A 24,788-nucleotide genomic window follows, 5' to 3' on the forward strand; every position below is an offset into this window, starting at 1 on the left:
GCCAGAAGCTGGGACCGCGCTCCGCGCAGTTATACCCGCGCTTCGGCGGTCGAGGGGTCCTCGTAGAGCCGCTCGACCGTCACCCGTCTCCCCGCCGACACCTCGACGTGACAGCCGGCCATGACGAACTGGACGGTCCCGCAGGCGTCCCGTTTGCCCGAGGCGAACAGCGTGTCCAGTGCGTCCGGGTCGATACAGTCGTAGAGGCGCTCGTCCAGGTCGAGCGGGTCGACGCCGTGGCGCGCCGCGACGGCGACGACGACGGCGTGGCTCAGTGGTTCGGACGACGGGACGACGCGGTCAGTGGATGTACCTGTCATTATTTGAACTCGCTGCCTCTCCTTACCGAGCCGGGTAGAAAACCGATTACGGCTATCCTGGTAGCCACGGGCAGGCGGCGACGCTACGTGTATAGCCGGCCTACTCGCCGTCGAAGACCAGCTCCAGCAGCTTCCGCTGTGCGACTCGCAGGTGACGGTTCACCGTCGGCTGTGCGACCCCGAGCATCTCGGCGACGCCCTCGCCGGTCGTCTCGCGGGGCCACTCGAAGAAGCCGCTGCCGTAGGCCGTCCGGAGCGCTTCGAGCTGGCGGTCGGTCAGTTCCGCCTCCAGCGAGTCGCGTATCCCACCGCGCGGTCCGGTCGCCGTGGGCCGGTGTCGCCGCGCAGTCAGCCGGACGTGCTCACAGCTGCGCTCCAGCCGGTCGACGAACGCTCGCACGTCGGCGTCGACGGCCAGCGTGACCTTCAGCGCCAGTTCCCCGTCGGTGACGGACACCGTGTCGAGGCGCCCGCCGTGGCGCACCGCCCGGCCGACGACGCCCGGTTCGTGGACGAGCAACTCGTAGCGGTCACCCTCGACGGCGACCAGTGAGTCGGCGCGAGGGACCCCCGCGACGGCGTCGGTGACGGCGTCGTGGTCGGCTCCCGGGGCCGAGACGAAGAGTCGCGTCGTCGACCCGTCGACCGGAATGGCTTCCGTACAGCACAGCGGCTCCCCGAGGGCGGTCGCCAGCCGTCCCAGCGGTGTCTCCGGAGCGGTGACACAGAGGTCCAGTTCGAGACCCGCGTCGGCGGCCAGGCGCGTCCGCTGCTCCCGATACCGGACGGCCATCGCGATGCTGGCCGCGAGTTCGGTGAACACCGACGCCAGCGAGTCGTCCCACGCGACGGGGCGGTCGGCGTAGACCGTCAGCGTCCCGTGGCTGACGCCGTCGGTCCGGAGCGGGACGCTGATGACCGCCTGGAACTCCCGGGCGATGGCCGCTCTGGGCCAGTGGGCGTCTCTGATGTCGTCGGCCACGGCGTCGACGGCCGTCACCTGATTCGAGGCCGCCGTCTGTGCGGCCGGCGCGGCGTCGGGGTCCCCGAGCGAGAGCGAGACGGCCTCCAGATAACCCGAGCCACGGCCAGCCCGGGCCCGCGGCTCGACGGTGTCCTCGGCGGCCCGACCCACCCACGCGAACGACAGCCACGACGACGCCGTCAGGGCCGCACAGACCCGTTGCTCGATGTCCGTGACGCTATCGGCGTCGACGAGCACTCGCTGGACGCGCCGGACCAGCGACTGCGTCCGCTCCAGTTCGGCGATGCGCTCGGTCCGTTCGCGGTGGACGGCGTCGCGCTCCCTGAGCGTCGCTTCTCGCTCGACCCGGTCGAGCGCGGCCCGGCCGGTCTCGGCGAGTCGGTCGAGCAGTTCCCGGGTCCGCTCGTCGGGGCCGCGCCGTGTCGAGGCGCCCTCCTCCTGCCCGGCGCCCCGGTCGCGTCCCGCGACGGTGTAAAGCACGCCGTGGTCCCCGAGTGACTGGTAGCGGTCGCCGCCGTCGACCGTGACCGTCCCGCCGTCCAGGAACACCTCGCTGACGACGCCGTCGCCGCCGACCACCGCCCGCTCGTCCCTGTCGCCCGTTCCGGCGACGGCCGCCGGCCACAGCGCGTTTCGGTGGCCGTCGAACAGATACAGCGTCGCCCCGGGTAGTCCCAGCACGTCGGTCGCGGTTTCGACGATATGCTCGGCGACGCCCGCTCCGGTCCGGGCGGCGAGCAGGTCCAGCGTCGCCGTCTGCAGGTCGGCCAGCGCGTCCTCGGGCGGCCACCGGCCGGCGCTGTCGGCCGCCGCTCCGACGGAGCGAGTCGGGCTGACCGGCCGACCGATACAGAGCACGTGTGACCCGTGGCGGTCGAAGCCGAACTCGGTCACCCGGTCGGGCGCTTCGCGGGTCCGGACGGAGACGTACTCGCCCGGCGTGTCGACGCTGTCCTCGACGACGTCGTCGGTCAACGCCGGGACGACGGCCGTGAGCGGCTCGCCGACCAGCGCGCCGTCGGCGGCCCCGAGCGCCGCGAACGCGTCGTTCGTCGCCACGATAGCCAGCGAGTCGTCCAGCACGGCCGCCGGCTCGGCCAGCCGCGTTATCAGCAGGTCGAGCAGCGCGGGGGGTGACACCGGCCCCGACGTGTCCTGTTCTACCTGTCGCTCCCCACCGGGGTCCTCCATGGACCCCCTCGGAACTTGACCGACGAAAGCATAGTCCCGGTGTCGAACCCAGCTACGTACCAGGCGCCTGCAGGTGGTTACACTCGCCCGTTCCAGCACGGCGCCTGTGGCTAGCCCCCCTCGTGCCGGCAGTCGGGCCCGCTATAGCTCCTCGTCGGCGTCGAACTCCTCGGGCGAGCGGCCGGCCACGTCGACCACCTCGTCGGAGACGACCAGCGGGCAGTCAACCCGCAGGGCGATTGCGATGCCGTCGGAGGGACGGGCGTCGAACACCATCTCCTTGCGCCGGTCTTCGAGGTACTGTTCGGTGTCTATCTTCGCGTAGAAGGTGCCGTCCGTGAGGTCGTCGATGCGCACACGGTCGATGGCCCCGCCAAAGTCCGCGACCATCTCGACCAGCAGGTCGTGGGTCAGCGGCCGCTCGAAGGGCTCGCCGTCGATGGCGAGTTGCATCGACTGGGCCTGGTCGGTGCTGACGAATATCGGGACGATTTCCTCACGCGCACGCAGGAGCACCACAGGCGTCCCCGACCCTTCCTCGCTGACGCCGACGCCGACCCCCTCGACCGTGGCCTCGTGTTCCATATAAACCGGTTCGGCGCGCGGGTATGAAAAACTAGCCCGCTGGCGTTTTGGGCGGCGAGTCCGTCAGTGACCGCTATGGGCTACCTCGTCGCCGTGAAACCGTCAGCACGCCGGGTGAGCGCCCGTGCCGGCCGGTGGGTCAACCGCGAGGGGCCGACCCGCGCGTTCGACACGAAGCCGCTGGCCCGCGAGTGGGCCCGCGCCTGCACCACCGGGGCGGCGACGGTGTGGGTCCAGGACGCCCCCGCGTGGGCCACCGGCGACGCCGACGGCTACCTGGTCGGCCGCCGCTTCCGCGACGCGGGCGCGGACGGGTCGCCAGCGCAGACGACCATCGCCGACTCGACGGGTGAGTCGCGGGATAAATCGCGTTAATTCGGCGTAATCGTCAGAGTAGCGGTCTAAAACGACTGAATTCGGGTCCAGTGATTCCCCGTTTGAAGTGCCACTGGCCTCCAGTATCGGGCGGACACAACACGATGCACCTCACCAAAATCGCCGGCGTGGCGCTGGCCCTGCTCCTGCTCACGGGCACGGCCGCGGCCATGCCCGGCGCCGTACCTGCACAGGCCGACGACAACGCCGAACAGACCGGCGCCGACGAGCCACAGTCGGCAGACGACCCGTCCGCACGCGGCGCCTCCGGCCCGGCGACGGCCGACGCTGACCGCGGGCCGCCCGTCGACCTCCCGGGGCAGGTCCCCGACTTCGTCGGCGACCTTCCGGACCGCATCGGGCAGTACCTCGACGGCGACATCGTCGGCTCGCTGGGCGAGCAACTCCGCGAGTTGACGCCGGGTGACGGGGACAGCGACCAGTCGGGCGCCGACGAGGCCCCCGACGCGACGGCCACGCCCACCGCCCAGGCCGCCGCGTGATATGGTCCCCCAGTTGACGCGCCCCACAGTTCGCGAACGCGATACTTTTGGCCGTGGCGCCCCGACTCACGGTATGGACGACACCGCTGAGTCCGGCCTCGACCAGCCCGCGGAGCGGACGACGGCGGACCTGCTGGAGGACGACGACGACGGACTCGTCGAGGGGATGACCCGCAAGAAGGCCACGCTGTTCATCGCGCCGTTCGTGGCTATCGGCCTGTTCGACCTCGTCCTCCTGCTCGGGTGGGGACTCGACCCGCTGTGGGGGTTCATGATTCTCCCCCCGATTCTGTTCGTCAGCGTGCTGGGCTGGATAGCCTTCAGAACCGGGTTCGCGAGCGACCGAACCTGACGTGCCAATCGGAACGGACCACACCGGTTCACCCGCTAGCGTGCGAACCGGGGCGATTTCCGACGGCCACGTCACTCGCCGAGCAGGTCGTCGACGGCGCCGCGGGCGGCCAGCGCCGCGTCGTCGGCCACCCGCTCCTCGTCGGCGCTCGCGTCGGGCGCCTCGACGTAGATATCCACGTCCAGCACCCGGTCCTCGAAGGTGACGGTCACGTCGTAGTCCTCGACCTCGCTCACGCTGAGCCGAGCAAAGATGACGTTCTCGGCCGCGTCGGCGGCCGTCTCTACGACTTCGTCGTCGGTCGCCATCGGCTTATACTGATCTTACGCGCCGGCGCCGGGGCCGCCTGCCGGGCCGCCACCGAGCATCTGCTGCAGTTCGCTCTGGAGCTCCTCGAACTGCTCCTGGACGCGCTCTTCCTGCTTCTCGAGGGTCTCGACGCGGACTTCGAGGTTGCTGACCTTCTCTTCGAGGTCGTCGCGGGCCTCGTCGAGCTCGGTCTTGACGAGCAGTTCGCCGACCTCGCGGTACATCGTCGTGTCCGCGTCGACGTCGTCGAGTTCGTCCAGCGCGGTCTGGGACTCCTGCAGCGTCGACTCGGCCTGCTGCTTCTGTGTCGCGACCTGCTGTGCGGTCTCCTGAAGGTCCTGCAGCTCTTCGAGTTTCTCCTGTGCTTCCGGCGGAAGGTTACCCTGCATACTCGCCCGGTCGGGGTCCGGACTGTTAAACCCACGCTTTCATGACTGTCGACACCGGACCGCCGGGACCCGACATCCGTGCCTCCACCGTCGTCTGGGACGCTCTGCCACGGTAGCGGGCCCGTCCGCTCGCCACCGCTCGCTCACGGCTGTCCAGTATCCAACCTCAGTCCGCCACCTCGCCCACCGCCCGCTCGCGAAGCTCACCCGTCAGGTGCATCCCGTGCCAGAGTACCTTTTTCGGCCTCTGGTGTCCTCGCTCGTGGCTCACGGCTTCGCCGTTCGCCGTCGCGGTCCTCACGGCGTCGGACCGCGCTCTCACTGCGGGCACCGCTCGGCCGAAAAATCTACGCTAAAAAAGGCAGCCGTTCGCTCGCCACCGCTCGCTCACGGCTGTCCAGTATCACTCCACAACCTCAGTCCGCCACCTCGCCCACCGCCCGCTCGCGAAGCTCACCCGTCAGGTGCATCCCGTGCTGGTCGATGCGTCGGACGATACGCTTTGCCTGCGTGGGACTGAGGTACTTGTCCTCGATGGCGGCGCGGACGACGACGCCGAAGCTGCTGGTGACTTCGGCGCCGAGGCCCTGTGCGGTGCGGCGGACGGTGCGGTCCTCGGAGACGACGGCGACGGCCGAGCGGTCCCGCTGGTCCCGGTGTGCGAGTACGCCCGCGACGACCGTCTCGGCCGCGCCGACGTCTTTCGCGCCGAGGACCGCTCGCGCTCGCTCGACGTGGTCCTCGTCGACGCCCGTCTCGACGCCGCCGTCGAGGAACTCCGCGAGGTTCGTGGCGGCGGGTTCGACGTTCACGGAGCGGACGACCGGTTCGGGGACGACGACCTCGCCGTCGAAGGCGTCGAGCAGGGCGAGTTCCCCCACCTGGCCCAGGCTGTACAGCGACGTGGGGCCGACGTAGATACGCGTCATAACTCGGCGGCGGTGTCGGCGTCGAGTTCCAGGTCCGAAAGCTGGAGCTGTGTCGTCAGGTTCCGCTCGCGGGCCACGTCGAGCCACTCGGCGATGGAGCAGTCCGCTATCTGTGCGGCCTCGGCGGCGGAGACGTCGCCCGACTGGTACCGCTCGACGGCGACCCGAACCCGAAGCGTCTCCAGGCCCTCGCCGAGCGCTTTCCGAATCGTCGTCGACCGGTCCTCCGAGAGCAGTGCCGCGACGTCGTCCAGCTCCGCCTTCTCGTCGTCCCCGAGTCGTGCGCTGATAGTCGGCATCGTGTACACAGTCACTTACGGTAGACCCACATCAATGTGCGGGCGACGGTTACCGACACGCCCGCCCCGTACCGTCCGGTGACTTCTCAGTCGACGAACGAATCGAGATGTAGGTGGCTGCACGTCCAGTAATGTCGCAGAAAAATTTTGATAACTTGTCTAAACTACCCCTAACTCGCCTAAACAGTCGATATATTTATGATATACTGGACTTTCTAGCAAACTATGTCCAGCACCGACAAAACGACCGGCAACCTGCCACTGAACTGCACGGACTGCAACGAACCCATCCGAAAGACGGCGAGGGGTACCTACGTCTGTACCGGCTGTGGGCACACGTCACAGGCCCGGCTGGTCCGGTAGCGCGGGTCGAACCGCCAACGCTTAGCCGTCGGCGCTCCCCGTGGGTCTCAATGAGCGACGACGCACGGGCGTTCGTGCCGGGTCACGTGACGGGCTTTTTCACCGTCGACCGGGACGACGACCCGACGAAGGCGGGTTCCCGGGGCGGCGGCATCGCGCTTTCGGACGGCGTCTCGGTGACGGTCGAACCGGCCGCGGAGACGACGGTCGAACTCGACGGCGAGTCGGTGGCGATGGGCGCGGTCGAGCGGGTCCTCTCGGCGCTCCGGGCCGACGCGCGGGTCACGGCCGAGACGCCGCTGCCGCTGGGCGCCGGTTTCGGCGTCTCCGGGGCGACGGCGCTCGGGACGGCCCTGGCCGCGAACGCCGCCTTCGAGCGCGGACTCTCGTACAACGAACTCGTCACCGTCGCCCACGGCGCGGAGGTCCAGGCTGGCACCGGCCTCGGTGACGTGGTGGGACAGGCCCGCGGCGGCGTCCCGTTGCGGTTGGACCCCGGCGGCCCACAGCACAACTACGTCGACGCAATCCCCGAGCGCGCCCGCGTGGAGTACTACAACATGGGTGAACTGTCGACGCCGGACGTGGTCGGCGGCGACACCGAGGCGTTGACGACCGCCGGCGAACGCGCCCTCTCGATGGTCGTCGAGGCACCGACGCTGTCGACGTTTACCCGCGCGTCTCGGCAGTTCTCCCGCGAGGCGGACCTGCTGACCGACGACGTGCGCGAGGTGGTGTCGGACGTGACCGGCGCCGGTGGCGACGCGGCGATGGCGATGCTGGGCGAGACGGTGTTCGCGCTCGGGACCGGGCTGACCGACGCGGGCTACGACGCCCGCTCGTGTGCGGTGTATCCGGCCGGTGCGACGCTGGACGGATAGCGAGGCGTGACCCGAGGGCACGCCCCGCAGCGGAACGGCCAGCGAGGCGAGCCGTGGCACTTCGGTGTCGCCTCGACTGTAGGGGATCGGTACATCTCGAAACCGGACCCGTGCTATGCCGTCACGCAGGGACGGAGGGCTTTTCTACACGTGCATACAGAGGGAAGCATATGAGCGACGACGTCGACGTGCCGGAGAGTCACCCGCGGTACGAGTCACTGCTGACTCGCCACCGCATCGAGGCGGGAGTCGACCGGGGCATCACGTCCCGACAGGGGCTCATCGCCCAGGGGCGGGGGGAAGCGTACGACTATCTGCTGGGCGAACGGACCATCGACAGCGCCGACCGGGCGGCGCGGGCGGCCGCCGCCTACCTCCTCTCGGCGGACCACGCGGTCGTCTCGGTCAACGGCAACGCCGCGGCGCTCGTCCCCGGCGAACTGGTCGAACTGAGCGAAGCGACGGGGGCCGACCTCGAAGTCAACCTGTTCAACCGGACCGAGGAGCGCATCGAGCGCATCGCCGACTATCTCCGCGAGCACGGGGCCAGCGAGGTCAAGGGACTCACCGCCGACGGGCGGATTCCGGGGCTCGACCACGAGCGAGCGAAGGTCGACGCCGACGGCATCGGCGACGCCGACGTGGTGCTGGTGCCGCTCGAAGACGGCGACCGGGCCGAGGCGCTGGGCGAGATGGGTACGACCGAACTCGTCGTCGACCTCAACCCGCTCTCGCGGTCGGCACAGGTCGCGACGGTCCCTATCGTCGACAACATCATCCGGGCGATTCCGACCGCCACCGACCACGCACGGGACCTGCGGGGCGACCCCGACGCACAGCGCGCCGCCATCGAGGCGTTCGACGCCGAGGCGGCCCTGACCGACGCCGAGGCGGCGATTCGAGGGGGCGTCTGAGGTGGGACTGGCACCCTACATCTACGCCGACCGACGGCTCCCGGACGAGGGAAGCGTCCGGGAGACGCTCGCGGGGCGGTCACTGACGAAGTTCGGCGACGACGAGCGACTCGAACGGCTCCACCGTGTGTTCTACCCGGTGTTCCGGGTCGAGTACCGCTACGAGACCGGCGAGGGGACGCTGTTTGGCACCGAGACGAAGACGGCCACGGCTTTGCTGGACGGGCTGTGGGAGGACAACGACGCCGCCCTGGCCGACTACGCCGACGGCACCGAGGATTTGGTCCGCCGGGCGACCAGCGACTACGACTTCGGCGTCGACACGCCCCACCTCGGGCGCTCGGTGCTCATGCAGTTCCAGGTGCCAACCGGCGAGGCGGAGTCCCTGCTCCCCCGGCGAATCCAGGAGTACCGCGAGCAGCGGGGCACCACCGCGAACGTCTTCCTGCGGAAGCTCCGGGACTCCTATGGCTTGCCCGCTGATTTCGACCCCGATGGGTTCGACGCCGTCACCGAAATCGAGCGCTGTTACCTCCCGTTCTGGCTCGCGGAGTTTCACTCGCCCCACGCCGACGACATCGCGCTGGTCTCCTTCCGTGACCCGGACGCCCAGGTCGACGAGATGCGCCGGCACGGCTGGCTCTCCGCGTTCGTCAGCGAGCGGCCCCGGCGGCTGGCGACCTTCGGCTACGAGGCCGACCCGGACCGCGTCGAGCGGGCGATTCGCGAACGCATCGGCCAGTCGGGCGACGCCGACGGCAGCGACGGCGTGGGCGGCGGTGGCGAGCCGAGGGACGACGAGTCGTCGGGCGCCCCGACAATCAACCGCCAGGGGTCGGCCGACGGTCGCTCCGACGGCGACCCCGAGGTCGTCCAGCCCGACGGCGTCGAGATGGAGGCAGAGAGCGTCGTCGAGCCCGACCCCGACCGGAGCTTCGCCGACGTGGGCGGGATGGCCGACCTGCTCGACACGCTCAACCACAAGGTCGTCCGGCCGCTGGCGGACCCCGAGGCCTTCGAGGAGTACGGCATCGGCGTCGTCAACGGCGTCCTGTTGCACGGCCCGCCGGGCTGTGGGAAGACCCACGTCGCCGGCGCGCTGGCCGGCGAGGTCGACCACGCCTTCGTCGAGGTCAGCCCCGCCGACGTGACGAGCAAGTACATGGGCGAACCCGCCCAGAAGGTCGAGGAGCTGTTCGCCATCGCGCGGGCGAATGCCCCCTGTGTCCTCTTTATCGACGAGATAGACGGCATCGCCGGCCAGCGCGACGGCGACGCGAACATGAACTCCAGCGAGCAGCAACTGGTCAATCAGCTCCTGACCGAACTGGAGGGTATCGCCGAGGAGGACGTCGTCGTCGTCGGCGCGACGAACCTCGTCGAGGACGTCGACGGCGCCATCCGCCGGTCGGGCCGCTTCGACGAGCGCGTGGAGGTGCCCCCGCCCGACGCCGAGGCCCGCCGGGCGATTCTGAAGCTCCACCTGGCCGGGCGCCCGACCGCCGAGGACCTGACGCTCGACCCCGTCGTCGAGGCGACGGCGGGCTACGCCGCCAGCGACCTCGAACTGCTGGCGGAGAACGCGGCCCGGCAGGCGCTGCGCGAGGACGCTCCCATCGGGACCGACCACCTGCGGGCCGCCGCCGACGATTCCTCGACGAGCATCCCGGACTGGATAGACCCCGCCGACGCCGCGGAGGGCGGTGTCGTCCAGCCCGACGGCGTCGACCTGCAGGCGACGAATCTCGTCGACCCCGAGCCGGGCCGGGACTTCACTTCCGTGGGCGGCATGGACGAACTGAAAGAACGCCTCCACAACACCGTCGTCGAGCCGGTGCAAAACAGCGAGACCTACGACGAGTACGGCATCGACGTGCTCTCGGGCCTGTTGCTCTACGGCCCGCCGGGCTGTGGGAAGACCCATCTCGCCGGGGCGCTCGCTGGCGAACTCGGCCACAGCTTCGTCGAGGTGACGCCGGCGGACCTCTCAAGCAAGTGGATGGGCGAACCGGCGAGTAACGTCGCCGACCTGTTCGAAATCGCGCGGGCGAACGCCCCCTGTATCCTCTTCATCGACGAGATTGACGGCGTCGCCGGCTCCCGGCGCGGGTCGACCAGCGACAACCAGCAACAGCTGGTCAACCAGTTGCTGACCGAGGTCGAGGAGGCCGCCGAACACGACGTGGTGACGGTGGGCGCGACCAACTTCGTCGAGGACGTCGACGGCGCCCTGCGCCGGTCGGGCCGCTTCGACGAGCGCGTCGAGGTTCCGCCGCCGGACGCCACCGCTCGCCGGGAGATTCTCGACATCCACCTCTCGGAGCGGCCCGTCGCCGACGACATCGACTGGGACGCCGTCGTCGAGCCCACCGCGGGCTACGCTGCCAGCGACATCGAACTGCTGGCCGAGGACGCCGCCCGCCACGCGCTCCGGGCGGGGTCGGAGATTCGCCAGGACCATCTGGAGACGGCGGTGTGGGAGACCCACTCCAGCATCGCGGACTGGGGCGAGAGAGCGCGCTACGCCGAGAACGACCTGACCTCGCAGCTGGGGCGTCAGTAGCTACTTCGCGAAGTAGCTGGTGAACAGTCCCGAGAAGAAACCGGAGATGCCGGCGGCAAGCGCCATATCCGAGAGGTCCCACGGGCCGTCGTCGTCGGCCATCCAGACCGTGATAGCGACGCTGATTACGAGCGAGACCACACCGTTGACGAGGTGTTTCTTCCACTGTCCCATGGGCGAACCGTAGGCGGCGAACCGTTTAGTCAGTTCCGCCGGTCGGGCCGGTCGAGCGGGGCCAGCTATCCCCGAAGTAGCTGGTACAGACCCCGGAGACGAACGCGGCGATGCCCGCTGTCAGCGCGACGTCGGTCCGGTCCCAGGCGCCGCCGGACTCGTTCGAGGCGGAGCGGCCCGCTCCGCCCGGCTCGCGCCCCTCACCAGCCAGTGTGAGCACCACGGTGACGCTGATGGCGAAGGATAGCGCACCGTTGAGGAGATGTCTGAGCATCCCTCCGGCCGTACCGACCGGCGCTGTAAGTGTCTACGTCCGGGTTGGTTGTCGCTCCGCGTCGTGAACGGGCCAGACTGGTCCCGACTGGTCACTGCGGCAGCGACCCGCTCTTGTCCGTGGCGTCCCTGAGTTCCGGTATGGTCCTCTCGGAACGCGACCGCTCGAAGCTCGACAGCGGCGCGGATGGGGCGTTCTACGACAGCCCGCGGTTCGTCACGCACGCCGACGACGCCTTCCTGGCGCGGCTGACAGCGCTGTACGCCGAGGTTCTGGCCCCGGGTGACCGCGTCTTCGACGCGATGAGCAGTTGGGTGTCACACCTCCCCGACTACCCCTTCGAGCGCGTCGTCGGCCACGGGCTCAACGGGGCGGAACTGGCCGAGAACGACCGGCTCGACGAGTGGTTCCTGCAGGACTGCAACCGCGACCAGTCGCTCCCGCTGGCCGACGAGGGGGTCGACGCGGTGCTGTGTGCGCTGTCGGTCCAGTACCTCCAGTATCCGGAGGCGGTGTTCGCGGAGTTCGCCCGCGTGCTCGCGCCCGACGGCGTTCTGGTGGTGAGTTTCACCAACCGGATGTTCCCGACGAAGGCGGTCCGGGCGTGGCGGGCGGCGTCGATGGACGAGCGGGCCGACCTGGTCGAGCGGTACTGCCGGGCGGCGGGGCTCACCGTCACCGACGTCGTTCGCGAGCGGCCCGGCCGTGACCCCTTCTACGCGGTCCTGGCCCGGCCGAGCGCCTGAGCGGGGCAGCCGTCGCGCTCGCGGTGGGATGCCTTCATTGCGTCGCGGCCCCTCTACCCGGGTGAATGCCCGTCTATCCCTCGGTCCGCGACCACGCCGTCTCCCTGTGCGAGCGGGCCGGCTACGACGTGACGGTCCGGCCCGAGCGCAGCCTCGACGGCCCGCCGGCGCTGGCCGAACCGACCGCCGACGCCGTCGGCCTGGTCGAGCCAGAACAGCCCCGTCCCGTCGCCATCGAACCGCTGACCGAGGCCGACATCGGCCCGTCGGGGCTCGTCCCCCGTTTCGCCGACGCCTTGCGCGAGGACCGCGACTGCCTGTTCGTCGTCCCCTCCACCGAAGACACCGGGACGACGCTCACGCAGGTCGCCGCCACCGTCCTGGGCGACCCGGCCTGTGTCGCCGCCGACGAGCCCGACGGTCGGCAGTTCTACAAGGGGCCCGACCGGGTGCCACTCTCGGACGGCAGCTACGCCTGTGCCCGCGCTCCCGCCGCTGACCTCCAGTGGCGCGAGGTCCGCGTCGACGAGGACCGGCCGCGGCTGGAACTGAGTGTCGGCACGGAAATCGTCGCCGTCTTCGAGCACGTCGATTCGCTGGCGGCGCCGGGCCGCCACGCCTTCCAGTACGCCTACCGGCGGGCCGACGACGGCCGCTTCGAGGTGACCGAGGGCGACGAGGTGGTCGAGCGGTTCCCCGGCCCGACGGCGATGCGACGGGGCGGCTACGCGCCGGTGCCGATGCCGCTCGTCCCCGAGCACCTGCTGCCCGATGGCGCCGATCGCTCGCGGTGGGCTGTCTGCCAGCCCGACGGCGGCGCGGATATCCTGACCGAGGCCGGACTGGGAGCCTGGGCCTGAGCTATTCGAGGTCGACCGCCTCACTGACCCGCTCGACCAGCAGTCCCGCCGCGACGAGCGTCGCCGCGCGGTCTATGTCGACGTGGACCTCGCGGTCGCCGTCGAGTCGCGGGACGACCTCACGGACGGTCTCGTAGGCGACGGCGGTGCCGACGCCGTGGGAGGCCGCGTCGTCGGCAGACTCACCGTCTCCCGCGACCGCCGTCTCCCCGTCGAGGAACTCGGTGGCCTGGGCGCCACACAGGAGTTCGATTCCCACCACCGTCCCGACGTGTTCGACCACCTCGCGCAGCGACAGCGCGGCCCCCGCGCTCATGCTGACGTGGTCCTCCTGGTTGCCACTGACCGGCGTCGAGTCGGTGGCGTGCCGGCCCGTCGCCCGACACTCGTTCAGCACGGCGGCGGCGGTGTACTGAGCCACCATGTAGCCCGAGCGCAGCCCGCTCGCCTCGGTGAGGAAGGGCGGGAGGTGGGGTTCCTGAACGCTGGGATTGAGCAGCCGGTCGACGCGGCGTTCGCTGATGGCCGCGAGTTCGGTCAGCGCGGCCGTCGCGTAGTCCAGTTTCAGCGCCAGGGGCTCGCCGTGGAAGTTCCCGGCCGACAGCACCGCGGCGTCGCCGGTCCCGCTGGCGCGGTCGGGGGCGTCCTCGCGGGCAAAGAGGAGCGGGTTGTCGGTCGCGCTGTTGAGTTCCGTCTCGACGGCCCCGCGTAAGTGGTCGATAGCCTCCCGGACCGCGCCGTGGACCTGCGGGAGACACCGCAGCGAGTAGGCGTCCTGCACCCGGTCACAGTTGCGGTGGGACTCGACGATGCCCGACTCGGCGGTACACCGCCGGACGTTGCGCGCGCTCGCGGCCTGACCGGGGTGGGGCCGGACCGCCGAGACCGCTGGGTGGGACGGCACCGTCGACCCGAGCGTGACCTCCGTCGTGAGCGCGCCCGCCACGTCGGCGCTCTGGACGACCCTCGTCGCGTCGTGGACGGCCAGTGCCCCCACGCCGACGGAGAGTTGCGTGCCGTTGATGAGCGCCAGCCCCTCCTTCGCCCGGAGCGTGAGCGGGTCGAGACCCGCGGTCGCGAGCGCCTCGTCACCGGGCAGTCCCTCGCCGTCGACCACCGCCTCACCCTCGCCGACGAGGACGAGCGACGTGTGCGCCAGCGGTGCGAGGTCGCCGCTCGCGCCGAGGCTCCCGACCGCCGGGACGACCGGCGTCACGCCAGCGTTCAGCAGGTCGACGAGGGCGTCGACGACCGCCTCGCGCACCCCGGAGTACCCCTTCACGAGCGCGTTGACGCGGGCGACCAGCATCGCCCGGACCGCCTCGCGCGGGAGTTCCGGCCCCACGCCGGCGGCGTGACTCCGAAGCAAGTTCACCTGGAGGGCTTCGAGGTCCGACGGCGGGATGCGCTCGTCGACCAGGTCGCCGAAGCCGGTGGTGACGCCGTACACCGTCTCGCCGCTCTCCAAGACGGACTCGACGCGCTCGCGGCTGGTCCGGACCGCCTCGCGCGCGTCGTCGGCGACGGTGACCGTCGCGTCCTCGCGGGCGACGGCGACCACCGCCTCGGGGGTGAGCGACGCCCCGTCGAGGACGACCCTGTCCGTACCGGTAGCTGTCATGGTCGACCGTACGCGACGCTCACTGATACGTCGTACTCCCGCCCTCGGCGACCAGGCGTCCGTCGGTCAGGACGGTGTCGACGACGTTCGTCCCGTACTGGTAGGGGACGTGGACGTGTGTGGGCGCGTCGAGGACGAGCAGGTCGCCCGGCGCGCCCTCGCAGAGCGTCCCGCGGCCGTCCGCGCGGTCCAGCGCCAGCGCGGCGTTTCGCGTCCCGGCGACGAGGGCCTCGGCCGGGGTCATCCGCATCACGACGCAGGACAGCGCCATCGCGAAGCCCACGCTGTGGCTGTGGCAGTTGGGGTTGAAGTCCGTCGCCACGGCCACCGGCGCGCCGGCGTCGAGGAACGCCTGCGCGTCGGCGTACTCGGCCCCCAGGCCGAACGCCGTCCCCGGCAGCAACACCGGCGTCACGCCCGCCTCGACCAGCGCGTCGATGTCCGCCTCGGTGGCGTGCAGCAGGTGGTCGGCGCTGGTCGCGCCCACCTCGGCCGCGAGTTGTGTCCCGCCGATATGAGCCAGTTCCTCGGCGTGGACCTTCGGCGTCAGTCCCGCTTTCGCGCCGGCTTCGAGGACGCGCCGGGACTGGGCGACGGAGAAGACCCCCTCCTCGCAGAACACGTCGCAGAACTCGGCGACGCCCTGGGACTCGACGGCCGGGAGCTGTTCCTGGACGACTTCCTCGACGTAGTCGTCGGCGTCGCGGCCCTCGGGGACGGCGTGGGCGCCCATGAACGTCGGCACCACGTCGACCGGGTGCGCCTCGTCGGCCCGGTCGATGACGCGCAACATCCGCAGTTCCGTCTCGGCGTCGAGGCCGTAGCCCGACTTCACCTCGACGGTAGTCGTCCCGTGGGCGAGCATCGTATCGAGGTGGCCCAGCAGGTTCGAAAGCAGCGTCGCCTCGTCGGCCGCCCGGACCGCCCGCACGGTCCGCAGGATGCCGCCGCCCTCGGCGAGGATGTCCTGGTAGGACGTCCCGCGGAGCTTCGCGGCGAACTCGTCGGACCGGTCGCCGGCGAACAGCCCGTGGGTGTGCGGGTCGACGAACCCCGGGAGGACGGCCCGGCCGGCGGCGTCGACGGCCCGGTCGGCGTTGGCCGGCGGGTACTCGCGCGTGACCTCGTCGGTCGGGCCGACGGCGGCGACGGTACCGTCCACGACCGCGACGGCGCCGTCCGCGACGGTCTCGACGTCCCGGCCGCTCTCGGCGGGCCCGACGACGAGTTCGCTCGCGCCGTGGACCACCGCGTCGAGGTCGGTCATCGGCCCACCGCCAGCCCCGAGAGGACGTGTGCGACGGCGTGGGCGGCGGCGCGCGCGGTCCGGTCGCCATCCTCCAGCGGCGGCGCACACTCGACCACCTCGAAGCCGGCGACCCGGTCGTCGGCCGCGGCCCGGCCCAGCATCGCGAACAGTTCGCGGGTCGTGACACCGCCCGGCGTCGGCGCGCTCACGCCGGGCGCGGCCGCCGCCTCCAGCACGTCCAGGTCGAGGCTGACGTACACCGCGTCGACGCCCTCCAGCGCGTCGAGGGCGTCCTCGACCGCCGCAATCGGGTCGGCCCGGACGGCCTCGGGCGTCGTCACGCGGCCGCCTCGCTCGGCGACGTACTCGTGGTACGCCGTGGAGGTCTCGAAGTGGCGCGCGCCGACGACGGCGAAGGCGTCGAGCCCCGCTTCGTGGAGCTGTCGGTAGGGCGTCCCGCTGGTCGGGCCGTCCCGGACCGCGCGGCAGTCGAGGTGGGCGTCGAAGCTGAGCGCGCCGAGCCGTCCCCGCTCCAGCAGCGGCGCGGCGTTCGGGAACGTCAGGGAGTTGTCGCCGCCCAGAAACACCGGCACAGCGTCGGCGTCGTGGACGGCGGCGACGGTCTCCCGGACGGCGGCCTGGACCGTCGCCACGTCGCCGTCGGGCAGGTCGATATCGCCGAGGTCGCCGACCGAGCGCACGGGCCCCCGCTCGACGTGGTGGGTCTTCGTCCCCGCGAGTTCCCGCCGGATAGCCGCGGGCCCCTCGCGTGCGCCGCGTCGACCGATGACCGCCCCGTCGTAGGGCTCGCCGACGAGGACGGCGGCGTACTCGCCGGCCGACGCGAGCGTCGCGGGTTCGACGATATCGCCGAACTGCTCGTCGTTCGGGTCCGCCGAGGGACCGTCCCACCTCGGCGGGTCGGTGAGCCCGCTCATGGCTCGCGGTCCCGCATGGGCACTGCCACGTCGTCGGCCTCGGCCCGGTCGACGGCCTCGTCGTAGCCGGCGTCGGCGTGGCGAATCACGCCCATGCCGGGGTCGGTGGTAAAGACGCGCCGGGCCGTCTCGGCCGCGAGGTCGGTGCCGTCCAGCACGACGTGGTTGTTCGTGTGGAGGGAGTTACCGATGCCGACCCCGCCGCCGTCGTGGACGCTGACGATGTCCGCGCCGGCCGCGCAGTTCAGCAAGGCGTTCAGGACGGGCCAGTCGGCGACGGCGTCGGAGCCGTCTTGCATGGCCTCGGTCTCGCGGTTCGGCGAGGCGACGCTCCCGGCGTCGAGGTGGTCCCGCGTGACGACGACAGGGGCCGAAATCTCGCCCTCGGCGACGAGTTCGTTGATGCGCAGCGCGAAGCGGGCGCGCACGGTCAGACCGTCCTCCGTCGCGTAGCCGAGCCAGCACACCCGCGAGGGGAGTCCCTGGAAAGACACCTGCTCCTGGGCCAGCTCTATCCAGCGGTGCAGCGACTCCTTCTCGGGGAACAGTTCCCGCACCGCCTCGTCGGTGCGGTGGATGTCGGCGGGGTCCCCCGAGAGCGCGGCCCAGCGGAACGGCCCTTTCCCCTGGCAGAACAGCGGCCGGACGTACGCCGGGACGAAACCGGGGAAGTCGAATGCATCGTCCATCTCGCGGTGGTCCTCGACCTGGCCGCGGATGTTGTTGCCGTACTCGAAGGCGACGGCGCCCCGCTCTTGCAGTTCCAGGATGGCCCCGACGTGGCGAGCCATGGTGTCGAGGCTCTCCTCGACGTACGTCTCCGGGTCCGACTCGCGCAGGGCGTCTGCCTCCGCGACGGTGTAGCCCGCGGGGTAGTACCCCGCCAGTTCGTCGTGGGCGCTGGTCTGGTCGGTGACGACGTCCGGGACGAACCCCCGTTCGAGCAGCCCCTCCAGCATGTCGGCGGCGTTCACGTGGACGCCGACGCTGTAGGGCTCGCCGTTCTCCGCGGCCGCCGTCGCACGCTCGATGGCCTCGTCCAGGTCGTCGGTCTTCTCTTGCAGGTACTCTGTCTCGATGCGCCGGTCGATGCGGCGTTCGTCGACCTCTGCGGCGATGCAGACGCCGTGGTTCATCGTCACCGCGAGGGGTTGGGCACCGCCCATCCCTCCGAGGCCGCCCGTGACGACTATCTTGCCGCGCAGGCCGTCGCTGTCGGGGTAGTGCTCGCGGGCGAGGGCGGCAAGCGTCTCGTAGGTCCCCTGGACGATGCCCTGCGTGCCGATGTAGGCCCACGAGCCGGCGGTCATCTGGCCGTACATGATGAGCCCCTTCGCTTCGAGTTCGTGGAAGTGGTCCCAGTCGTCCCACTTCCCGACGAGGTTTGAGTTGGCGATGAGGACCCGCGGGGCCCGCTCGTGGGTCTCGAAGCGGCCGACGGGCTTGCCGCTCTGGACCAGCAGCGTCTCCGTATCGCCCAGTTCGCGCAGTTCCGCCAGGATGGCGTCGTAGGCGTCCCACGACCGGGCGGCCCGACCGGTGCCGCCGTAGACGACGAGTTCCTCGGGCTTCTCGGCCACCTCGGGGTCGAGGTTGTTGTTGAGCATCCGGAGGGCGGCCTCCTGTCGCCACCCCTCGCACTCGATGTCCGTGCCGGTCGGTGCGCCCTGGTACTCGCGCCACTGTTCGGACGGGGCGCCGACGTCGTGGTCGGCGTCGACCGCGGGTTGGTGTGACATGAGTTGCCGTACGGGCGCGAGCGTGATAGCGGACTCGCCCCGTGCAGCGATGTCAGCACCGGCTGCATGAACTGTCACCCGTTGACGACGCCGTCGTCTACGGCGGCGACGGGCTGTCGGCGGCGACCGGCCGGACGCGGCGCCGACACCACAACGACTATTTACCACTCTAGAATATCACTAGGTGGTATGCAGGACTTCGACCAGTTCAGCGACGTGGGCGAGGCGGAAGTGACGCGGGCAATCGGCCAGGAGTGGTCCCAGGAGTTCATGGACTTCTCGGACACTGAGGTCATCATCGTCGGCGGCGGGCCGTCGGGGCTGATGGCCGCCAAAGAGCTCTCGGAACGGGGCGTCGAGGTGATGGTCGTCGAGAAGAACAACTATCTGGGCGGCGGGTTCTGGCTCGGCGGCTTCCTGATGAACAAGGTGACCGTGCGCGACCCGGCCCAGGAGATACTCGACGACCTCGACGTGGACTACCTCCAGTCCGAGGAAGCTGAGGGCCTGTTCGTCGCCAACGGGCCGGAAGCGTGTTCGGGGCTCATCAAGGCCGCCTGCGACGCGGGCGCGAAGATGCAGAACATGACCGAGTTCACCGATATCGTCATCCGCGAGGACCACCGCGTCGGCGGCATCGTGATGAACTGGACGCCGGTCCACGCCTTGCCCCGCGAGATAACCTGCGTCGACCCCATCGCCGTCGAGGCCGACCTGGTCATCGACGCGACGGGCCACGACGCGATGGCGGTGAAGAAACTCGACGAGCGGGGCGTCCTGGAGGGCGAAGGCCCCGAAGCCGGCGACACGGGTATGGACCAGACCGGCGGCGACAGCTACGGCGCGCCGGGCCACGACTCGCCGGGCCACGACTCGATGTGGGTCGGCGAGAGCGAGGACGCCGTCGTCGAACACACCGGGAAGGTCCACGACGGCCTCGTCGCGACCGGTATGGCGACGGCGACCACGCACGGCCTCCCGCGCATGGGTCCGACCTTCGGCGCGATGCTCGTCTCGGGCAAGAAGGCCGCGCAGGTGGCGCTGGACGAACTGGCCGTCGACGCGCCCGACGTGACCCTCTCGACGGGTGGGGCCGCGCCCGCGGACGATTAGCGAGAGCGAGGAACTGAGCGAAGCGAAGTTCCTCGAATACGTCGAGCGGGCGTAGCCCGCGAGACGAGCGAGGTTTCGAACGGGGAACGAAGCGACCCGTGAGTCGCGCGCCCGGCCTACGCTCCCGCGAAGCCGGCCACGTCCGAGACGACCAGCATCTCCGTCGCGCCCGGCTGGAACTCGTAGTCGACCGGGCGTCTCTCGACCGCGAGTCCGCGGTCACGCAGCCGTTCGCTCGTCGGTCCGACGAGGGCGGACGGGTCGCCGTCGAGGGCGTGGAGCGGAAACACGCGGACTTCCCGGCGGGCGACCCGCGCCAGTTCACAGAGCGCATCGGCGTGGAACGCCGCGTCGAGGCGGTCGTCGTACAGGAAGAGCAGGTGCCCACAGAGGGCGAGGTCGACGCTGTCGGTCGCCAGCGGGAGGGCGGGCAGGGCCGCCCGCAGGTAGCGGCCGGGCCGCCGGGTGTAGTCCGCGAGGAACCGCTCGGCGGCGGCGCGCAGATACCGGCCGCGGTCCGCCGGGTCGCTGTACGCCGTCCAGACGAACTGCTCGGGGGACGCGCGTAGCTGTTCGACCGTCCGCTCGACGGCGTCCCGGCAGACTGGAGCGAGGTCCGCGAGCGGCGTGCCGTACACCGGGTCGACCGCGACGGTCCGGTCGGCCACCCGGGCGGCCACGGCGGTGAACGAACTCGGCCCGCCGGGGCAGTCGAGCACCGCGGCGCCGGCGAGGGCGTCCCGCTCGAGGCCGAACAGTCGCCTGTACTCCGCGAACGTCCGGCCGATGAAGCGAAACGACTCACTGACCTCGAAGGCGTCGTGGCGTGCCATGCACAGAAATATACTCCAATGTACAAAAGTATTCACTGAACTGCCGGCACGCCGGCGTGAGACGACTTGCTTATGTTTCGTGAATTATATTATATTAATACATACATTTATGGGGTTCTGGCAGATTTTTGTTAGTGGTTATCGTACTATGCCGAACGAAACTGCACGGTCAGGGGAAAACGATACCGACCTCGAAGTCGACCTTTGGGTCAGGCGGCCGGTGTGTGGGCCGCGGACGACGGTCATCGACCGGTTGAGCGAACTCCGCACAGCCGGCGCGCTCGCCGATTTCGACGTGACGACCTGGCCCGAAGAGATAGCGCTCACCGGCGATAACAGGCAGGAGGCGTTGCTGGAGACCATCGAGGGCTTCGAGGACTGGGCCGCCGACCGGGGGCTGAGTCTGCGGCCGCCCTTCGAGACGCGAACGGCCTCGCGGCTGGTCGGCGACAGCGAGGACGTGCTGCGGACGCCGATGCTGCTCGCGGCCGCGTACGAGGGCGACGAACTCGTGGGTATCTACCCCTGTACGGACGGCACGGAGACCTGGACGATTCCGGCGTTTCTCGACGCGCTGGAGGCCGGTGAGGACCACTCGCCGTCCGGCGCGGGCGCCCGCTCGGTGCTGCCGGTGACGGGTCGACCGACGAGCTGAGCGGCCACACGGCGGGCGCTACGCCGCGACGCTCACGTTCCCGTCGCGCCCGGCCACCTCGACCTCCTCGACGAACGCGGGGTCACCGAAGACGAGCGCGACTGTCTCATCGTCGACGGTCGCGACGCGGAAAGCCGCCGAGGAGGCCCCCTCGCGGGCGTCGGCGAACGTCGAGAGCGCGGCTTCGAGGTCGTCGGTCTCGCTCGCGTTGTCCCAGCGCATCACCCACGCCCAGCCGTAGCGGCTGTCGTTGGCCGCGTGCCGGTAGACGGCCAGCCGGTCGGTCCCCCAGCCGGCCGCCGCGGCGGCCGCCCGCTCGCGCCCGAGTTCGGTGTCGAGGGCGGCGCGGGTGGTCATCTCGCCGAGCGTGTTGTTCCCGAGGGAGTCCCAGCGCTCGCTCTCGGCGGTCGCGGTCACGCTCAGGTTCGCCGGCGGCTCCTCGCCGGGCGTCTCGTTGTGGATGACCTGCTCGGTCGTGCGCGGATACGACTCGTAGGCCACAGAGAGGTTCGCCGGGTCGTCGATGCGGGAGTCAACGTACTGGTTCCCGAAGACGTACGGGGAAAGCGCCGAGCGGGTCGTCGCGGAGCCGTTGCGATACAGCGCGCGGGCGTACGCCGAGTTGCTCCGGACGTCGAGGTACCGCTGGGAGTAGGCGTCGGCGACGAAGACCGCGCCACCTTCGACTAGCGACCGGCGGGCGTTGATGCGGTCGGTCGTCAGCCGCGGCTGGGAGAGCCGGCCCTGCCAGGGGAACATCGTCGTCCGGTACTGCACGACGTGGGCGTACTCGTGGGCGAGGACACGCTCGGTCCTCGCGGGCGTGCCGTCACCGGGGTGGACGTACACCGTCCCGTAGACGGTGACGCCGGTCGGCTCGCTCCAGTCCGTCGAGACGTTCTCGAAGCCGAGCGCCCGGTTCAGCGGGACGGCGCCGACCCGCTGGACGCTCGCTCGCCACTCGCTGAGGTTGCGGATTTCCACCGGCCAGGGGTCGACGTCCGCGCCGGTCAGTGTCTCGACGCGGTTGAACGTCAGCGTCGCGTCGGCCGGTAGCGTCCCGTTCTCGACGGTAACGGCGTCGTCGACTGCGCCCGACGGCGCTGTGTCGGTGCCGTTCGATTCACCGATGTCGGTCGGCTGTCCGGGCGTCGGCGTCGGCGCCGACGGGGTCCCGGTCGGTGTCGTCGGCGATTCCGTCGTGTCGCCCGACCCACCGGCCGGGCCGCCCGCACACCCCGCGAGGACGAGGAGGGCGGCCACCGCCAGGGTCGGCACGAGCCTGTCGGCTGCCATACGGCAGCCTACTGACAGGTGAATCAAAGTGGTTACTATCCACAATCGTCCGAGACCGTCCCGGACACCAGCCCGAGGTAGCCCCCGCCGAAGGTCTCGTACCGTCGGTCCACCGTCCGCTCGGTGAGCCGTCGTCGCGCCGCGGCGACGCGCCGTTCGAAGGTCGCGGCGTGGGAACGGCCGGAGAGCCGCGCGCCCGGCGCCGAGAGCCTGACAAAGCCCTCGAAGGCGAGGTCGAGCGGCGCCGCGAGCGGGTGACCGCTGCGCTGGAAGTTCAGCAGTGCGACCCGACCGCCGGGCACGACGCAGTCACACCACGCGTCCACCGCGGCCGCGGGGTCCGCGAAGAGTCCGGCGACGAACGTCCCCAGGACGGCGTCCACGTTCCGAACCGGCGCCCGCGTGGCGTCGGCCCGCAGATAGTCGACGCCCGCACCGGTTCGGTCGGCGTGGCGCCGCGCGGTCCGCAGCATCTCGGCGGTGATATCGAGCCCGACGACTCGGCCGTCTGGGCCGACCCGCTCGCGCAACTCGGGGACGTTCGCGCCCGTCCCACAGCCCATCTCGACGACGGTCTCGCCCGGCGAGAGGGCCAGCGCGTCGACGGCGCCGGCCCGCCAGGAGCGCAGCCCCGGTAACCTGGCCACGCGGTCGTAGGCGGTCGCCCACCGCTCGTAGAACGTGGTCACAGGATATCGCGCGCCCACTCGGCGACGGTCACCGCGTCCGGCCCGAGCAGGTAGACCACCGGTTCGACGCCCATCCCGCCTGTCTGGTAGACGACGTCGGCCTCGCCGTCGGCGAGCACGTCGGCGATGGCCGGCTCGAGGGCGGCCTCGGCGTCGAACTCGACGGCGGTGTGGCCCGCCGCGTCGAGCGACTCGACGACCGACTCGTCGTAGCGGACGTTCAGCGCCGCTCGCGCCGGACTGCCAGCCGCTCGCGCGGCCAGGACCACCGACGCGACGTGTTCGCTCACGCCGAACTCCGGCTCACCGGGGATGGTGGCCCGCCCCTTCACGTCGAGAATCCGACCCGGGACGGCGGCCACGTCGTCGATGCCCCCGGCGTCGGGCAGGGCCTGGACGAGGTTCGAGCCGACCGCCGGAATGAGCGTCGCGAAGCCGCTGGTGTTCTCGAGCACCCGCAGCCCCCGCCGGACCGACGACAGCGTCCGCTCGGCGGCCCGCAGCTTGGAGTCGGGGTCGTGGACCGCGAACTCGCCGTCGTGGTCGGCCAACCCCGGCACGGCCTCCTCGTGGAGTCGGGCGAGCACGCCGCCCTGTTCGAGTTCGCGGACGAACACCTCCGTCTCGACCAGCGCCTGCACCGAACTCATCTCCCCGTCGGACAGCCCCTCGGCGATGCGGTCGACCAGTTCGGTCAGCCCGCGGTGGGCGAGCAGCCGGTCGTTTCGCTCGACCTCCCCGTGGACGTACTTCGAGACGGCGCTCTGGCTGATGCCCAGCAGGTCGGCGACCTCCGACTGGGTGAGCCCGCGCTCGCGCAGCGCCTCGGCCAGCATCGAGCGGTACGTCGGCAGGAACTCGTCGACGACGACCTCCTCGATAAAGCGCATGCTATCGCCTGCCTCCGTCGCTCATTGGTCGCCCCCAAATTCCACCGAGTTTCTCGCCGATACCGTGATGACACGCACAGCGGTCATCACTGATCGCCTCCGAACTCGCGATCACCCTGAATCTTGCTCGCCTGCGGTCCCGTCTGGCCCTGGTACTTCGACCCTCGCTCGGCCCCGTACGGGCGGTCGGCGGGCGTCTTCAACTCGGTAAACGTGAGCTGGGAGATGCGCATCCCGGGGGTGAGCGCGACCGGGGCGGTGCCGAGATTGGAGAGCTCGAGCGTTATCTGGCCCTCGTAGCCGGGGTCGCACAGTCCCGCCGTCGCATGGACCACGATGGCGAGTCGGCCAAGCGACGAGCGCCCTTCGACGTGGGCGATGAGGTCGTCGGGAATCTCGACGCGCTCGTGGGTCGTCCCCAGCACGAAATCGCCGGGGTGGAGGATGTACTCGCCGCCCTCCTCGACCTCGGTCTCCTCGACGTACTCGGCGACCTCCGCCTCGGCGTTGGGGTGGATACAGGGGATGTTCGCGTGCTGGAACTCCAGGAACTCCCGGCCCAGCCGGAGGTCCACGCTGGCGGGCTGAATCTGGATGTCGGGGTCGTCGAGGGGCTCGACCACGAGGTCGCCCGCCTCGAGTCGGCGCAGGATGTCCGCATCGGAGAGTATCATTACCCGACGTACCGGCGTGGGGGACCTAAAGTATCCTGTCTCGACCCCGTTGTTCGGCCCCTTCCTCACCCATGCGGTA

Annotated in this window: 29 protein-coding genes; 11 read left to right on the plus strand and 18 right to left on the minus strand. The window is 70.5% G+C overall.

Annotation, left to right across the window (positions count from 1 at the left end; translation table 11 throughout):
* Nucleotides 1-29: 29 nt before the first annotated feature.
* From NDI86_RS02680 to NDI86_RS02690, 3 genes are all read right to left on the minus strand, one after another.
* A complete protein-coding gene (locus NDI86_RS02680) occupies nucleotides 30-320 on the minus strand; it encodes a HalOD1 output domain-containing protein (RefSeq protein WP_310898847.1) in 291 nt (96 codons plus the stop codon).
* A gap of 100 nt (nucleotides 321-420) precedes the next feature.
* Nucleotides 421-2,496, minus strand: coding sequence for a bacterio-opsin activator domain-containing protein (locus NDI86_RS02685; protein ID WP_310898848.1), 2,076 nt, complete (start codon nucleotides 2,494-2,496; stop codon nucleotides 421-423).
* Nucleotides 2,497-2,637: 141 nt separating this feature from the next.
* Complete coding sequence (locus tag NDI86_RS02690; protein WP_310898849.1) at nucleotides 2,638-3,081, minus strand: bifunctional nuclease family protein; 444 nt, start codon at nucleotides 3,079-3,081, stop codon at nucleotides 2,638-2,640.
* 75 nt (nucleotides 3,082-3,156) lie between these two features.
* On the opposite strand from NDI86_RS02690, the gene NDI86_RS02695 reads away from it, so the two are divergent.
* The 3 genes from NDI86_RS02695 (at nucleotide 3,157) to NDI86_RS02705 (ending at nucleotide 4,311) form a co-directional block, all read left to right on the plus strand.
* Nucleotides 3,157-3,456, plus strand: coding sequence for a DUF8081 domain-containing protein (locus tag NDI86_RS02695; protein ID WP_310898850.1), 300 nt, complete (start codon nucleotides 3,157-3,159; stop codon nucleotides 3,454-3,456).
* Between the two features lie 104 nt (nucleotides 3,457-3,560).
* Nucleotides 3,561-3,959, plus strand: a complete 399-nt coding sequence (locus NDI86_RS02700; protein ID WP_310898851.1) for a hypothetical protein — start codon at nucleotides 3,561-3,563, stop codon at nucleotides 3,957-3,959.
* Between the two features lie 73 nt (nucleotides 3,960-4,032).
* Entirely contained in the window at nucleotides 4,033-4,311 is a 279-nt protein-coding gene (locus tag NDI86_RS02705; protein ID WP_310898852.1) for a DUF8142 family protein, read from the plus strand.
* Between the two features lie 71 nt (nucleotides 4,312-4,382).
* On the opposite strand, the gene NDI86_RS02710 is transcribed toward NDI86_RS02705, so the two are convergent.
* The 4 genes from NDI86_RS02710 to NDI86_RS02725 all read right to left on the minus strand — a co-directional run bounded on the left by NDI86_RS02710 (nucleotide 4,383) and on the right by NDI86_RS02725 (nucleotide 6,237).
* Entirely contained in the window at nucleotides 4,383-4,619 is a 237-nt protein-coding gene (locus tag NDI86_RS02710; protein ID WP_310898853.1) for a DUF3194 domain-containing protein, read from the minus strand.
* Nucleotides 4,620-4,634: 15 nt separating this feature from the next.
* Nucleotides 4,635-5,009: a prefoldin subunit beta gene (locus NDI86_RS02715; protein WP_310898854.1), complete on the minus strand. Its 375-nt coding sequence runs from the start codon at nucleotides 5,007-5,009 to the stop codon at nucleotides 4,635-4,637.
* 416 nt (nucleotides 5,010-5,425) lie between these two features.
* Complete coding sequence (locus tag NDI86_RS02720; protein ID WP_310898855.1) at nucleotides 5,426-5,938, minus strand: PIN domain-containing protein; 513 nt, start codon at nucleotides 5,936-5,938, stop codon at nucleotides 5,426-5,428.
* Nucleotides 5,935-6,237 (minus strand): UPF0175 family protein, encoded by a 303-nt coding sequence (locus NDI86_RS02725; RefSeq protein WP_310898856.1) that lies wholly within the window; start codon nucleotides 6,235-6,237, stop codon nucleotides 5,935-5,937. The genes NDI86_RS02720 and NDI86_RS02725 overlap by 4 nt, the downstream gene beginning before the upstream one ends.
* Before the next feature lie 225 nt (nucleotides 6,238-6,462).
* On the opposite strand from NDI86_RS02725, the gene NDI86_RS02730 reads away from it, so the two are divergent.
* From NDI86_RS02730 to NDI86_RS02745, 4 genes are all read left to right on the plus strand, one after another.
* A complete protein-coding gene (locus tag NDI86_RS02730) occupies nucleotides 6,463-6,600 on the plus strand; it encodes a hypothetical protein (RefSeq protein WP_310898857.1) in 138 nt (45 codons plus the stop codon).
* A gap of 50 nt (nucleotides 6,601-6,650) precedes the next feature.
* Nucleotides 6,651-7,481 carry a pantoate kinase gene (locus tag NDI86_RS02735; RefSeq protein ID WP_310898858.1) on the plus strand — a complete coding sequence of 277 codons (831 nt, stop codon included), beginning with the start codon at nucleotides 6,651-6,653 and terminating at the stop codon, nucleotides 7,479-7,481.
* Between the two features lie 170 nt (nucleotides 7,482-7,651).
* Nucleotides 7,652-8,395: a 4-phosphopantoate--beta-alanine ligase gene (locus NDI86_RS02740; RefSeq protein ID WP_310898859.1), complete on the plus strand. Its 744-nt coding sequence runs from the start codon at nucleotides 7,652-7,654 to the stop codon at nucleotides 8,393-8,395.
* A 1-nt stretch (nucleotide 8,396) separates the two neighbouring features.
* Nucleotides 8,397-10,958, plus strand: coding sequence for an ATP-binding protein (locus tag NDI86_RS02745; RefSeq protein WP_310898860.1), 2,562 nt, complete (start codon nucleotides 8,397-8,399; stop codon nucleotides 10,956-10,958).
* Here NDI86_RS02745 and NDI86_RS02750 read toward each other — a convergent pair whose 3' ends face one another.
* Together NDI86_RS02750 and NDI86_RS02755 are read right to left on the minus strand one after the other, a co-directional pair.
* The gene (locus NDI86_RS02750) at nucleotides 10,959-11,132 is read right to left on the minus strand and encodes a hypothetical protein (protein WP_310898861.1); all 174 of its coding nucleotides are present in this window, start codon (nucleotides 11,130-11,132) and stop codon (nucleotides 10,959-10,961) included. It lies immediately after the preceding gene.
* Nucleotides 11,133-11,157: 25 nt separating this feature from the next.
* Nucleotides 11,158-11,406: a hypothetical protein gene (locus NDI86_RS02755; protein ID WP_310898862.1), complete on the minus strand. Its 249-nt coding sequence runs from the start codon at nucleotides 11,404-11,406 to the stop codon at nucleotides 11,158-11,160.
* Nucleotides 11,407-11,546: 140 nt separating this feature from the next.
* Between NDI86_RS02755 and NDI86_RS02760 the strand changes: the two genes are divergently transcribed.
* Nucleotides 11,547-12,152, plus strand: coding sequence for a methyltransferase domain-containing protein (locus NDI86_RS02760; protein WP_310898863.1), 606 nt, complete (start codon nucleotides 11,547-11,549; stop codon nucleotides 12,150-12,152).
* 65 nt (nucleotides 12,153-12,217) lie between these two features.
* Nucleotides 12,218-13,012, plus strand: coding sequence for a hypothetical protein (locus NDI86_RS02765; RefSeq protein ID WP_310898864.1), 795 nt, complete (start codon nucleotides 12,218-12,220; stop codon nucleotides 13,010-13,012).
* A 1-nt stretch (nucleotide 13,013) separates the two neighbouring features.
* Here NDI86_RS02765 and hutH read toward each other — a convergent pair whose 3' ends face one another.
* From hutH to hutU, 4 genes are read right to left on the minus strand one after another with little or no spacing between them, the layout of a single operon-like run.
* Nucleotides 13,014-14,633: a histidine ammonia-lyase gene (gene hutH, locus NDI86_RS02770; RefSeq protein ID WP_310898865.1), complete on the minus strand. Its 1,620-nt coding sequence runs from the start codon at nucleotides 14,631-14,633 to the stop codon at nucleotides 13,014-13,016.
* A 19-nt stretch (nucleotides 14,634-14,652) separates the two neighbouring features.
* Complete coding sequence (hutI, locus tag NDI86_RS02775) at nucleotides 14,653-15,900, minus strand: imidazolonepropionase (RefSeq protein WP_310898866.1); 1,248 nt, start codon at nucleotides 15,898-15,900, stop codon at nucleotides 14,653-14,655.
* Entirely contained in the window at nucleotides 15,897-16,820 is a 924-nt protein-coding gene (gene hutG, locus NDI86_RS02780) for a formimidoylglutamase (RefSeq protein ID WP_310898867.1), read from the minus strand. Before hutG ends, hutI begins: the two co-directional genes overlap by 4 nt.
* On the minus strand, nucleotides 16,817-18,559 hold the full coding sequence (gene hutU / locus NDI86_RS02785) for a urocanate hydratase (RefSeq protein ID WP_310898868.1): 1,743 nt from the start codon (nucleotides 18,557-18,559) through the stop codon (nucleotides 16,817-16,819). The genes hutG and hutU overlap by 4 nt, the downstream gene beginning before the upstream one ends.
* A gap of 189 nt (nucleotides 18,560-18,748) precedes the next feature.
* On the opposite strand from hutU, the gene NDI86_RS02790 reads away from it, so the two are divergent.
* Complete coding sequence (locus tag NDI86_RS02790) at nucleotides 18,749-19,672, plus strand: sulfide-dependent adenosine diphosphate thiazole synthase (protein WP_310898869.1); 924 nt, start codon at nucleotides 18,749-18,751, stop codon at nucleotides 19,670-19,672.
* Between the two features lie 116 nt (nucleotides 19,673-19,788).
* Here NDI86_RS02790 and NDI86_RS02795 read toward each other — a convergent pair whose 3' ends face one another.
* Nucleotides 19,789-20,505 (minus strand): class I SAM-dependent methyltransferase, encoded by a 717-nt coding sequence (locus NDI86_RS02795; RefSeq protein ID WP_310898870.1) that lies wholly within the window; start codon nucleotides 20,503-20,505, stop codon nucleotides 19,789-19,791.
* A gap of 148 nt (nucleotides 20,506-20,653) precedes the next feature.
* On the opposite strand from NDI86_RS02795, the gene NDI86_RS02800 reads away from it, so the two are divergent.
* Nucleotides 20,654-21,160: an HTH domain-containing protein gene (locus tag NDI86_RS02800; RefSeq protein WP_310898871.1), complete on the plus strand. Its 507-nt coding sequence runs from the start codon at nucleotides 20,654-20,656 to the stop codon at nucleotides 21,158-21,160.
* 18 nt (nucleotides 21,161-21,178) lie between these two features.
* Here NDI86_RS02800 and NDI86_RS02805 read toward each other — a convergent pair whose 3' ends face one another.
* The 4 genes from NDI86_RS02805 to dcd all read right to left on the minus strand — a co-directional run bounded on the left by NDI86_RS02805 (nucleotide 21,179) and on the right by dcd (nucleotide 24,709).
* Nucleotides 21,179-22,456 carry a hypothetical protein gene (locus NDI86_RS02805; RefSeq protein ID WP_310898872.1) on the minus strand — a complete coding sequence of 426 codons (1,278 nt, stop codon included), beginning with the start codon at nucleotides 22,454-22,456 and terminating at the stop codon, nucleotides 21,179-21,181.
* Between the two features lie 35 nt (nucleotides 22,457-22,491).
* Nucleotides 22,492-23,145, minus strand: a complete 654-nt coding sequence (locus NDI86_RS02810) for a class I SAM-dependent methyltransferase (RefSeq protein ID WP_310898873.1) — start codon at nucleotides 23,143-23,145, stop codon at nucleotides 22,492-22,494.
* Complete coding sequence (locus tag NDI86_RS02815; protein ID WP_310898874.1) at nucleotides 23,142-24,035, minus strand: thiamine-phosphate synthase family protein; 894 nt, start codon at nucleotides 24,033-24,035, stop codon at nucleotides 23,142-23,144. The genes NDI86_RS02810 and NDI86_RS02815 overlap by 4 nt, the downstream gene beginning before the upstream one ends.
* A gap of 86 nt (nucleotides 24,036-24,121) precedes the next feature.
* Nucleotides 24,122-24,709 (minus strand): dCTP deaminase, encoded by a 588-nt coding sequence (gene dcd / locus NDI86_RS02820; protein WP_310898875.1) that lies wholly within the window; start codon nucleotides 24,707-24,709, stop codon nucleotides 24,122-24,124.
* Between the last annotated feature and the right edge of the window lie 79 nt (nucleotides 24,710-24,788).

Origin of the sequence: Haloarcula onubensis (genome assembly GCF_031624605.1) — an archaeon.
Classification (GTDB): Archaea; Halobacteriota; Halobacteria; order Halobacteriales; family Haloarculaceae; genus Haloarcula; species Haloarcula onubensis.